The sequence below is a fragment of the Bifidobacterium sp. ESL0820 genome, from assembly GCF_052606235.1.
The window spans coordinates 669,978-682,051 of record NZ_CP199594.1 but is presented as its reverse complement, the minus strand read 5'-3'; the positions used below and the strand labels follow the sequence as shown (position 1 = coordinate 682,051).

Genomic DNA, 12,074 nt, shown 5'->3' with positions numbered 1-12,074 from the left:
TAATAGGGGTCTTGCAGGGGTGCCCGTTCCTGTTCGATTGGGGAATGAGAACCAGATCGAAGAGGGCCAGGCATTGCCCCATATGCCATGGGCGGATGCGCAGGCATGGGCGCAACAGATCAGGCACGCAGCGCTGGATGTGTCCGTCCTGCTCGATCACGTCCACCGCGCGCAGGCAGGACCGGGCCCGCGCCGCGCAGTTGAGGGAGTTCCCGGACCGGCCGCTGACGGGCAGGACCCGGGAACAGATGGGGGCCATGGGCGCCAGGGCCTGGCGTAAACGGGTCGGCTGGTGCTGGAACATCAAGCCGGCAATCACACCGGACGGGGTGGTCCATCACACGCTCATGGCCGACGGCACGTATATGGCACACGGCTGGTGCCTCCTGATAGCGATCGACGGGCAGACGGGCCAGGTCATCGACTGGCAGTGGTGCCATCAGGCGAACACGGCGGCCTGCACGGCCCTGTTCTCCCGCATCCCCGGGCCCGACGTGCTCATCACCGACGGCCTTCGCGGCGTGCAGAAAGCCTGCCATGCCTTGCTGGCCGGGCACGCGCATCCAACGCTGCCTGGTGCACGTGCAACGCAACACCAAAACCGACCTGACACTCAAACCACGACTTCAGGCCGGCAAGGAACTCAAGCGACTCTCCGACCAGCTCACCCGGGTCCATACCATCGAGGAAGCGGTGCGTTGGGGTGAGGCCTTGAACGCCTGGCACGAAAGATGGAAAACCCTCATCGACGAACGCACCATGGCCAAGGACGACCCAGCCAACCCCAAAGCCAGCCACCAATCCTGGTGGTGGACCCACCAGGAACTCCGCCGCTGCTACCGCAGGCTCGAACACCTCTTCCAAGACAGGCAGCTCTTCGCCTTCCCGGAACCCGAACTCACCGCCGGCGGGCCAGTGGAACGCACCACCAACCGGCTGGAAGGAGGAGTCAACCCACCCATCAAACGCACCCTCCTGCAACACCACGGCCTACCCGAGAGCCACATGAGACGCGCCTGCGAATGGCACTGCTACATGAAAACCGACAACCCCGACCCCGCCAGCCTGATCAGGGACGAACACCACCAGCCACAACCAGCACCCAAACGGGAAACCAGACAGGAACAGGACGAGCCCGAACACTACGGCACCGCCATCAACTGGAACGAGTTCCACACACCAGTCAGATACCCCAACACCACACTCTGACCAACACACAACCAAACCCACACACAGAACCTAAAACAACGCGTTTAGTTCCTATAGCCCCTGATGCCGGAGAGACCGTTCTGTATCAGCATAGAGGCTAGATTGGCTGAGCTCTGATAAGGATGCGAAGGGTAAGGAATACGAGCGGTGTCCATCTCAGTTACACCCCTTTAGATAAAAAAGTGCCGCCCTAGTGTGCATATCATATAAATATGATAGAGGCAGTGGCGGCTTCTAACAAGCTTTAATATACTCGGGATATCAGTTAGAAAGCTTCATCAAGATAAAGCTTCACAATATAAACACATTTCTTATCGGATGGTCTTTCTTCTATCATGAGCTACTGCAGATCACCCTTCAATCGGCAAACATAAAACTGGTCGGCTCGGCCGGGGTTGTGGTCATCGGCGGCTGCGCCTTGATGTCTGGCCGCCGCTGTCGCACGCCTGCGGCGTGCTGCTGAAGGGGTTGGGAATGTGGTGTTTGTGCCGCCCCCTTCCATTCTGGCCCGGGCCGCTGCGACTCAAGCCCCGAGCGTCTCCGCCCACACCCCGCTCCGGCCGAGGGGGCCGAACAGCATGCCCCCTCGGCCTCCGGGGGAGTGTTCGGATCCACGCGGGGGCTTGACTCTCCGCTATACCCGGGCCGCCATTCCAGGCGTCGGCACAAACAGTCCCGGCACCAAGGAAAGGAACACCCATGAACACCACAACCACAGTGACCATGCTGCCCATCGACGCCATCAGGCCCAACGACGCCAACCCCCGAAGCGAGATAGGAGACGTGTCGGAGCTGGCCATGAGCATCGCGTCCCAAGGCATACAGCAGGCCCTGGTCGTCACACCGGCGAACCAGGAGGGGCGGCACACCCTGGTCATCGGACACCGGCGGCTGGCGGCCGCCGAGCAGGCCGGCCTTGCAACCGTGCCCTGTATCATCACCGACATGGACGAGCAGACCCAGGCGGAGGTGATGCTGGTAGAGAACATACACCGTGACCAGCTCACCGCCCTGGACGAGGCACGCGGATACGCCCACCTCCTGGACCTTGGCGAAGACGTGGACCAGATGGCCAAAGCCACTGGCCGCAGCCGCAGCACCGTGCAGCGACGGCTCAAAATATCGTCCATCGACGACGAGAAAATACTCGCGCTGCCATCCCAGCTGAGCTTCGAGGAATTGGAGACGATAGCCGACTTCCGCGACGACGAAGGCCTGCAAGACCAGCTCATCAAAGCCGCAGGCACCAACAACTGGAACATGACACTGCACCAGGTCCAGGCCAAACGGTCGCTGGACAAGTGGATCGAACAGGCCCAGGAAGCCATCAAGCAGGCCGGGCTGCCCATCGTGCCGCTGACACCATCACAATCCTGGTCTGACCCGGAAGGTTGGCGCACCATCGCCCGATTCTCCCCGGATACCGACCCCGACCCCAAGCAGGCCCTCGACACATGGCTGGAGGAATGGGAAGGCGACAAACCCACGGCCGCCGGACTGCTCGACCGTGGCGGACAGTGGCGCGTCAAAATCACCCTGCTGGAGCCATACACCCAACAGGACCAGGAGGACGAACGCCGGCAAAGAGAGGATGACCTGGCCAGGTGGCAAGCCGAACAAGAAGCCGAAATCGCACCGGCCAAGCAACTGGACACGGCAAGCCACGACCTGCGGCTGGCCTACACGCAACGGCTCATGTCCCTCAAACGCCCCGCCAAAAACCAGTCCCAGGCCCTGTCCATGCTGGTCATCGCCCAAGCGAGCCAACGCACCTGGTGGGTCAGCCGGGACCAGGTGCGGGACACATGGCGCGCCATCGTCCAGGACCAGGAAGCCGAGCTGGCGCAAAAGGCCGACCTTGACGAGAGTCGCCGCACCCAGACGGCCTTCGCCCTGTGCCACGCCATCATGGAGACACAGATCAACCACGAGACCTGGCGCAGCCAAGACGACATAGACGGCCTGCTCAAACCCCTCTACCGTGCCCTCCAAACCGCAGGCTACGCCATCAGCGACGAAGAGCAATCCGGTCTCGACGGCGACCTGGTGCCCCGACCTGAAGAGGAAGACAACGAAGGGAACGAAGATGAAACAGACGACGGCGACCAGGAGGAGGACACCAAAGAGTGAATGAACCCCGCAGCCGGCCCCGCCACCAAGCGGGGCCGGCTGCCGGCGGCGGCGCAGCGATGCCTCGCGCCACCCCACGGGGTGGAATCGGCATCGTCGAACGCCCCGCGTTCGGACAGCCAGACCGCAACGCGAGGAACGCACGACTGGTTTGTATGTGCAATTTGTACTACACTCATGGTCATGGAGATCGAGATAGAGCAATCAGCCCGCAAGCACGGCTGCGCCGACGACGAAATCAGGCACGCGGTCCTCCACTCCATAGGCCACGAACAAATCGAGGGCTACGGCGACGAGATGACGGTGGTCTTCGTCGGCCAGCCACACCCCGGGGCCCTACCCGACAACCTGCTCGAAGTCATCGTCAGCAAATGGCAGGACGGCCAGCTCCACGCCTTCCGCGCCATGCCGCTGACCAGCCGGTGGCAACATCTCAGATACCAATAGACACAACCAACAAGGAGCCAGACCATGACCAACACACAGACACCCGCCGACAGGGCAGCACACGCCGAAGCACTCGACCGCATGGCCGACGCCGGCCAATTCACACCCATCGAAGGCACCCGGGTATACCGGGGCTACGACGCCGGCCCCCTGACCGACGACGACCTGCTCTCCATCTTCGCCGGCCGCCCCCGCGACGAACTCAAACAACCCACCAGCAAAACCTGGCAGGTACGCACCACCCCGGCCCTGGACCAATGGGCCGAAGCCGCCGTCAAAACAGAAGGCACCAACCTATCGGCACTGATCCGCCAAGCCACCGCCGAATACCTGGCACACCACTACCCAGGACTCCGAAGCCAGATGGCCTGACCCATCAGGGCAACATCATCAAGGGACCCCTCAACGGGGTCCCTTTTTCCATGCTCGGCTCGGCCGGGGTTGTGGTCATCGGCGGCTGCGCCTTGATGTCTGGCCGCCGCTGTCGCACGCCTGCGGCGTGCTGCTGAAGGGGTTGGGAATGTGGTGTTTGTGCCGCCCCCTTCCATTCTGGCCCGGGCCGCTGCGACTCAAGCCCCGAGCGTCTCCGCCCACACCCCGCTCCGGCCGAGGGGGCCGAACAGCATGCCCCCTCGGCCTCCGGGGGAGTGTTCGGATCCACGCGGGGGCTTGACTCTCCGCTATACCCGGGCCGCCATTCCAGGCGTCGGCACAAACAGTCCCGGCACCAAGGAAAGGAACACCCATGAACACCACAACCAGCCTCCAGGACGACGTCAAGCAACTGAGCCAGGACCCCCAACTCATGCTCACCGCAGGCCGACAGGCCCTCGACAGCATCATGCGCATACTCGACGGCACCCACCAGCCCGAAGCCATAGGACACGACCGGCTCACCCGCATGGCCGCGCTGATAGAAACCTCACTGCCGCACCGCGACGCGCTCCTGGTCGCCGCCATCAACCCCGACACCACCCGAGACGACCTGACCACCATCACCGAACAACCCCACGACCCCGCCGCCGTCAAACTCATCTTCACCAGCCTCACCACCTGCTTCGAAGGCCGGACCCCCGTCAACCAGGAACGCGCCGACAGAGCCTACAACCTCTTCGACCAGCTCACCGCCGCCGTCGGCCCCACCCCACACCTCAGCGCCTCCAGAGCCTACCTGGCCTGGGCCGCCCGCGACCCCGACCAAGCCAGCTCATACATGGTCCAAGCCCTCACCCTCGACCGAACCAACAACCTCGCAGCGCTCATCGCCCTGGCCCTCAGTAAGAACATCAACCCCACCGACGACTAACACCACACACAACCAAACCGAAGAGGTCTCCTCCCAAACCAAGGAGGAGACCTCTCCGCGTCCGATGCGTTTCTCCCGCCCCATAAAAGGGGCACTCGAATCCGCTTCATTCCCTAGGAATGATCGTTGTTTAGATTAATCATGCTTGTCTGCAGCATCAACGGCATGAATGACGAGTAGGGAGATGAGAATGGTGAGAACCTCAGTTATCAAAGATGAGAGCGCCATGGCTTCCCACCTGCTGAAGGCCAAGGCCATCAACCCCATGAGAAACACAAAACTCACAACTTCGCTAACAAGCTTCTTCAAGACCTTGTGACTGCTCATGCTAAACAACACATCCACCAACGCATCAGTTATGTAGGTACCAAAGAACCACAACAGAAAGATAACGATGGTACCCAAAACCCCACGCCACCCATGCACCCAGGAACGAACGCCACCGAAAGGGAGCAAGCGATAAGTGACACCAATGCCGACCGCAAAAGGAAAGACAAAACCCAACAACACAGTTCCGAAAAAACCAACACCGGTAATCGCATCCGAAACCGTTACATGGTCTGATCGTCCACGGTCACTCATCGCTCACCCCTCTCTCCATGAATCAGAGGAACAAATCAACCCATGTCGCCGTGTATTCAGCAATATCGTAAGGGATGCCCAGCTGCATCAAACCTGAGACGATAGCGGCATGAGTCCAGACGCCGGTGGCTTCCAGGAAGTCTGCAATCCGACCGGCCCACGGAGCAATCTTGGCAGGAAGCTTGGAACCTCCCCAGCGCAGAAGCTTAATGACAGCTTTCTTGGCGATCGTCGTAGCCCAATTCCTCGATTGGAAGCCATTACCGGCAGTGCCATCATGCATCGAGAATGCATACTCGGTCAGGATGCCAGCACCTTCATAATCACCGTTTTCCCATGCGGTATCCGCTATCTCCAGCACATCCCTCGGAGTCAGCGAATCGGTGACTTGACTCACGATAGATGTCGAAGCGGTATCCACAGGCTCTGCAGCCATCGCCTGACTGGGAACCATGGCGACTCCCATAGACAGCGCAAGTGGAACAGCAACGCTGGCGAGCAACCTACTTTTGATAGTGTTCAGAGCTTTCATCATAAGCCCCTTTCCGTTTGTTGAGTCAATTCATCCTTGATAACCAATAACGAAGTCAGCGGTGTCAGCCATGGCACCTCTGACAACCCAGCTAAAACTGGAATACTGCACTGATAGATAGGCCTAACTATCATTCTTGAGTTATTACATCAACGGTGACAGTAGCACCACCGTTACACCATCATAGGGCTATAGGAACTAAACGCGTTGTTTATGTTGGGGGTTTGGCCTTGTGGCTGTAAGCGTGTTGGGTGGTTGTTAATAGGTCGGGTTGTTAATAGGGGTCTTGCAGGGGTGCCCGTTCCTGTTCGATTGGGGAATGAGAACCAGATCGAAGAGGGCCAGGCATTGCCCCATATGCCATGGGCGGATGCGCAGGCATGGGCGCAACAGATCAGGCACGCAGCGCTGGATGTGTCCGTCCTGCTCGATCGCGTCCACCGCGCGCAGGCAGGACCGGGCCCGCGCCGCGCAGTTGAGGGAGTTCCCGGACCGGCCGCTGACGGGCAGGACCCGGGAACAGATGGGGGCCATGGGCGCCAGGGCCTGGCGTAAACGGGTCGGCTGGTGCTGGAACATCAAGCCGGCAATCACACCGGACGGGGTGGTCCATCACACGCTCATGGCCGACGGCACGTATATGGCACACGGCTGGTGCCTCCTGATAGCGATCGACGGGCAGACGGGCCAGGTCATCGACTGGCAGTGGTGCCATCAGGAGAACACGGCGGCCTGCACGGCCCTGTCCTCCCGCATCCCCGGGCCCGACGTGCTCATCACCGACGGCCTTCGCGGCGTGCAGAAAGCCTGCCATGCCTGCTGCCGGGCACGCGCATCCAACGCTGCCTGGTGCACGTGCAACGCAACACCAAAACCGACCCGACACTCAAACCACGACTTCAGGCCGGCAAGGAACTCAAGCGACTCTCCGACCAGCTCACCCGGGTCCATACCATCGAGGAAGCGGTGCGTCGGGGTGAGGCCTTGAACGCCTGGCACGAAAGATGGAAAACCCTCATCGACGAACGCACCATGGCCAAGGACGACCCAGCCAACCCCAAAGCCAGCCACCAATCCTGGTGGTGGACCCACCAGGAACTCCGCCGCTGCTACCGCAGGCCCGAACACCTCTTCCAAGACAGGCAGCTCTTCGCCTTCCTGGAACCCGAACTCACCGCCGGCGGGCCAGTGGAACGCACCACCAACCGGCTGGAAGGAGGAGTCAACCCACCCATCAAACGCACCCTCCTGCAACACCACGGCCTACCCGAGAGCCACATGAGACGCGCCTGCGAATGGCACTGCTACATGAAAACCGACAACCCCGACCCCGCCAGCCTGATCAGGGACGAACACCACCAGCCACAACCAGCACCCAAACGGGAAACCAGACAGGAACAGGACGAGCCCGAACACTACGGCACCGCCATCAACTGGAACGAGTTCCACACACCATTCAGATACCCCAACACCACACTCTGACCAACACACAACCAAACCCACACACAGAACCTAAAACAACGCGTTTAGTTCCTATAGGCCCATTTAAATCAGTTGAGTCAACATTGTTGTATAGGATATGCCCCGAATCCGGCCTATAAAAAGCCTCCAATAGGGAAAGCAGCGTAGTTTTACCTGAACCCGACGAGCCCACGATGACGGTTCTTTGGTGTGGGACTGCGCTAAAACTAATGTTCTGCAGAGTGGTATTTCGTTCATCATCTTTGTCCGCTGTATTGTAAGAAAAGCATACATCTTTGAACTCCAGCGTAATGTTGGCTGTATCAAACGAGGAATGCCCATCTGGGGAAAGCATATTGCTCGAACTTACGGTTTCGCTTTTATCGCGCAAAGATTCAATGTCTTCTATTCTCCTGAGTGGTCCTAAAGCTTTGAAAGCCGTGGTTATAGATGAGGAAAAGGAGCTTAGCGAAGAAACAACCATAGTCAAATACATTGAAAAGGAGATGAAATTAGAAATATCAAGATCCCCTTTCGCTATTTCCGCGCCGCCAAAGGAAAAAACGATTAGTAAGGTCAGCTGTATGGCGCAGTTCACAATGGACCGAATGATTGTTTCCTTGTTGGCCACTTTTACTGTTGCCCGATACACTTCTTCTGCGGTACCGACTACTCTTTTCGTTTCAGGCACTGTTGCCATAAAGGCCTTAATTGTGCGAATTCCAGCTAATGATCGCAGTATGGCATTAGACAGTCTTGCTGTCTTAGCTTGTACCAGTTCGGTATAGGCCTGCAGACGAGAAGAAGCAGCAATCATCAACAGAATGGATGTGCACGAAGTTATAAGTGCCACGGCAAAGAGTCTGGTATCAATGAACAGCATAGCGACAGCTGATCCGCAAGCTGTTAACAGATTCGCGGCCACTTTAAAGAAGTCTGATGACAGGGCTGAGCGTAACTCATTAGTATCTGAGATGACAGTTGAGACATAGTCACCCGACTCCCTCTTATCATACTCTTGTACCGGCAGGCCGAGGATACAGGTAATGAGATTGCTACGTTTATCGAAAACTATTTTCGCCGCAAGGCGGTTTGCCATATTGGATCCCAAACCATCCAGGACGATGCCTGCTACAAACAAAAGCGCCAAGACTGCAATTGGTCTCACCAACTTCTGACTCTGTTCTATGGCGTGTAGAAGATAATTGACACACAGAGGTTGTAGTAACGCCAGACCTGAAGACACTATACCCACAGACATCACAACAACAGTGATAGCTGTGTGCGGTTTCAATAGTCTGAATACATTAAAAATTGTGGTTTTTTGACGTTGCTGAGTTTGCATAGTTGACATGATTTCCGCTATTCGCCTATGGCTGTTTGGACGGTTTCAATTGCCGATCGCTTCAAACTAGAACGTGCAGAGAAAAATGTGGAAAGTGTTCCCGCGGCGATAATGGGCACAGCAAGGATAATGAAGAACTTCCAGGGGAAGACCACTACAAAGAGATTCTTGGAAAGAGGGAGGAATGTCACAGCGGTGAAAACTCCGACGAGCAAGGTGGCCCCCGCAGAGATAAGGATACCGGTGGTCACGAGGATGAAACCATCCAAGGCCGATATGGCAAGTAGCTGTCCGGGCACAGCGCCCGCGATGGAGATAAGGGCCAGATCAAGGTTGCGTTCCTTGGCAGAGATGGCGAAACTGGCGACCGCACCGATTACAGCAATGAGCAAGGCCGACCACAGGCTGGACATAAGCTCTATCGGTGTGGCTGATCCCATGTCTTTCAACTGGGGAAAGCCACTTATGGCAGCAGTACTGGTTTGACCTGTGATTAACAATCCACCGAGCAGGAACAGGCAAGCAGTCAGTGAGATGATGGTGGAGCCGAATGCCTTCCCGCGACTTCTCACAATGGCTTGTGCCCGTGCGATCTTCCAGACATCGGATTGCACAGGAACCAGATTCGTCCATGTTTTGGTGGCCCATTGGATGATGGGTCCTCCAGAATAGGCCAGAGCGACCAGAAACAGCAGTATCGCGATGATCGGGCCTAATGACATGGGTTGCATGATGATGCCCAATTGGGTCTTACTCAGAGTTTTGGGGTCGTTCAACACCAGGATGACGGCAGCGACAGCCGGTGCCAGCAGGGCGATGAAACCACCGATAATAAGGAATCTCCTCAGACCGCGCCCAGCTCTCGTGACGTGGACTTCCTCAGTTCCTGAACCTCTCAGCAGCTCAACCGGAAGCACTTTCCTCAAAGCACGCAGAGTAAAGAGAGCACCCAACAAAGCCACAATGAAACCGACTGCAAGCCCCCTCAAAGCAAAGTCTAAGAAACCCTGCCAAGTAAAAGTGATAAGCGGCGGTAACAGCACGGCCTCCAACTGGAACTTTAGAATCCGTGGGGCAAGAATTGGCGCCAGCGCCATACCAACGATGGAGGAGATCAGAGTCAGCACGAACACCTGCACCATGGTGAGGGTCAGCACCTGCCTAGGTGTGGCACCAAGCAGGGACAACAATGCAAGTCCCTTCCGCCGCTGCCTTATGGAAGCCTGAATCGTCACCATAATGACCAGGCAACCCAGGACCATTGCTATCTGGTAGACCGAGTCCACGTTAGTGCTGAGATGGTGAGATACCACACCCACTTCCCCCGGGGAATCATGTTTGAGATCATTGATTCCCTTGCATACACTCATGGCGCACAGAATCGTCTGCGTGACCACAAGCACAAGAAACACACCGGCCCAGATTCCTCTATTGGCTTTCAGATCATTCAACGCCCACTTCATGACTTACACCTTTCACGCCGCATCGCCATACAGAATCAGGGCAATAACTACGCTTGCTCTTCCACATTCCCTGATGCGACAAATCCGCCATCACTCATGGTGTATACGACGTCGCATTGCCGGGCCAGGCGGAGATCGTGTGTGACCACGACCACGCATTTACCGGGTCGATGGGAGAAGTCCCGCAACTGCGAGAAAACCAACTGTCCGGACTTCTGGTCAAGAGCACCTGTCGGCTCATCGGCGAACACAACATCGGGATCCGCGACCAAGGTGCGAATCAAGGATACCCGCTGCTGCTCACCACCTGAGAGCGAACTAGCTGCGTCATTGTCGTGCCCGCTCAAGTGGAACTTATCCATGAGGGCATCGATGCTTCCTTGATCGACCTTGCGATGGCTGAGAGTCAAGGGGAGCAGGATATTGTCACGAACGGTCATGGACGGGACAAGATTGTAGGACTGAAACACAAACCCGATATGCGATCTGCGAAACAAAGCCAAGTTACGCTGGTTCTTCTTAGTTAGTTCCTCACCCAGCACCCACACATTTCCTTGAGATGGCTGTTCAAGACCAGAAAGGCAATATAGCAAGGTGCTCTTACCACATCCAGAGGGCCCTGTAATTGCGGTCATGGCACCACCAGCAGCAACAAAAGAAAGATCATTGAACACCACAGTGGGAGTCCCGTCACCCGAGACGAAATTCTTACTTAGCTGTTCAGCTACTACCACACCATCACGCATAATATTAACCTTCATGGTACTGAGATCAGAGTATCGCCAGACCTCATGCGATTATAAAGCCCCACGACAACGAGTACTGAATCGGACATTTCTATTGAAACAAACGCCCCATATCTGAAAAAGATAGGTCCGTTATTGTACCTTAAATCACTGAGGATATAAGGTCCTGGTTCACCGCCTATTGCTTCCTCTAGTTTGAGGGTTAATCTTTCAAGATGCTCATCAGAAAAGGGATATATGGTTATGAATTTTCCACTAGAGCTGCGTCCTGCATATTTGGTATTGGAGGATCGGTACTGTTGTTTATCCCTGAGATATTTGAACATAACATGCTCTGAAATACAGATTTTAGAAACTTTTTCTAAAACTGATTGTGCATTGTCAAGGGAAGCCGTCACATGAATTTTCCATCCGTGGGTCCTCATTATGCAAGCAGTCGGCTGCATATATGTCCATACTACGGATTTATTTGAAGCCCATCCTATCGGACAGTCAGGTTCAGGATCCCATGACTCTTCGGCATGTGCCATGAGACTACGGCTATCGACAAAGAAAGGAGATCCTGGGTGCGTCGCCCGCATGTATACAGCTTCCCCAATCAATGCGTCTCCCATCGTTGCGGACTATGCATTGTAGTAATATTATCAGAACCCGGTTCAGTGTCAACTTCTGTTTTAACTCGCTTCTTGAATATTAATAACTTGCTCATTGCCTTTGATAGCTAAGTACCCATACGTCGCCTTTTAAGATGGCAACTTTCCTTTGAGTAGAGATGGACCTTCAATTGCTGCATCCAATGATGTCAAGACACCAAGCCGTTTGCATAGCAAACTTTTCCCAGCGTCTATACTTA

Annotated in this window: 10 protein-coding genes and 2 pseudogenes; 6 read left to right on the top strand and 6 right to left on the bottom strand. The window is 56.4% G+C overall.

Features of this window, described 5'->3' with window-relative positions:
* Positions 1 to 44: 44 nt before the first annotated feature.
* The 5 genes and pseudogenes from ACUIAH_RS02905 (at position 45) to ACUIAH_RS02885 (ending at position 5,092) form a co-directional block, all read left to right on the top strand.
* A pseudogene (locus ACUIAH_RS02905) lies at positions 45 to 1,209 on the top strand (IS1249 family transposase).
* 699 nt (positions 1,210 to 1,908) lie between these two features.
* Complete coding sequence (locus ACUIAH_RS02900) at positions 1,909 to 3,339, top strand: ParB/RepB/Spo0J family partition protein (RefSeq protein WP_015022037.1); 1,431 nt, start codon at positions 1,909 to 1,911, stop codon at positions 3,337 to 3,339.
* Positions 3,340 to 3,516: 177 nt separating this feature from the next.
* On the top strand, positions 3,517 to 3,786 hold the full coding sequence (locus ACUIAH_RS02895; RefSeq protein WP_445341346.1) for a hypothetical protein: 270 nt from the start codon (positions 3,517 to 3,519) through the stop codon (positions 3,784 to 3,786).
* 24 nt (positions 3,787 to 3,810) lie between these two features.
* A complete protein-coding gene (locus tag ACUIAH_RS02890; protein WP_015022035.1) occupies positions 3,811 to 4,158 on the top strand; it encodes a hypothetical protein in 348 nt (115 codons plus the stop codon).
* Between the two features lie 373 nt (positions 4,159 to 4,531).
* A complete protein-coding gene (locus tag ACUIAH_RS02885) occupies positions 4,532 to 5,092 on the top strand; it encodes a hypothetical protein (protein ID WP_015022034.1) in 561 nt (186 codons plus the stop codon).
* A 135-nt stretch (positions 5,093 to 5,227) separates the two neighbouring features.
* On the opposite strand, the gene ACUIAH_RS02880 is transcribed toward ACUIAH_RS02885, so the two are convergent.
* On the bottom strand, positions 5,228 to 5,674 hold the full coding sequence (locus tag ACUIAH_RS02880; protein WP_015022033.1) for a hypothetical protein: 447 nt from the start codon (positions 5,672 to 5,674) through the stop codon (positions 5,228 to 5,230).
* 22 nt (positions 5,675 to 5,696) lie between these two features.
* The gene (locus tag ACUIAH_RS02875; RefSeq protein WP_045925197.1) at positions 5,697 to 6,209 is read right to left on the bottom strand and encodes a hypothetical protein; all 513 of its coding nucleotides are present in this window, start codon (positions 6,207 to 6,209) and stop codon (positions 5,697 to 5,699) included.
* A gap of 316 nt (positions 6,210 to 6,525) precedes the next feature.
* Between ACUIAH_RS02875 and ACUIAH_RS02870 the strand changes: the two are divergent.
* Positions 6,526 to 7,688 (top strand): annotated as a pseudogene (locus ACUIAH_RS02870) (IS1249 family transposase).
* Here the strand turns inward: ACUIAH_RS02870 and ACUIAH_RS02865 are convergent.
* From ACUIAH_RS02865 to ACUIAH_RS02850, 4 genes are read right to left on the bottom strand one after another with little or no spacing between them, the layout of a single operon-like run.
* On the bottom strand, positions 7,663 to 9,021 hold the full coding sequence (locus ACUIAH_RS02865) for an ABC transporter ATP-binding protein (RefSeq protein WP_101433109.1): 1,359 nt from the start codon (positions 9,019 to 9,021) through the stop codon (positions 7,663 to 7,665). The pseudogene ACUIAH_RS02870 and the gene ACUIAH_RS02865 sit on opposite strands and share 26 nt — an antisense overlap.
* 8 nt (positions 9,022 to 9,029) lie before the next feature.
* The gene (locus ACUIAH_RS02860; RefSeq protein ID WP_045924218.1) at positions 9,030 to 10,475 is read right to left on the bottom strand and encodes an FtsX-like permease family protein; all 1,446 of its coding nucleotides are present in this window, start codon (positions 10,473 to 10,475) and stop codon (positions 9,030 to 9,032) included.
* 47 nt (positions 10,476 to 10,522) lie between these two features.
* The gene (locus ACUIAH_RS02855) at positions 10,523 to 11,221 is read right to left on the bottom strand and encodes an ABC transporter ATP-binding protein (RefSeq protein ID WP_045924347.1); all 699 of its coding nucleotides are present in this window, start codon (positions 11,219 to 11,221) and stop codon (positions 10,523 to 10,525) included.
* A gap of 11 nt (positions 11,222 to 11,232) precedes the next feature.
* The gene (locus tag ACUIAH_RS02850) at positions 11,233 to 11,751 is read right to left on the bottom strand and encodes a class III lanthionine synthetase LanKC N-terminal domain-containing protein (RefSeq protein ID WP_141650093.1); all 519 of its coding nucleotides are present in this window, start codon (positions 11,749 to 11,751) and stop codon (positions 11,233 to 11,235) included.
* Positions 11,752 to 12,074 lie beyond the last annotated feature (323 nt).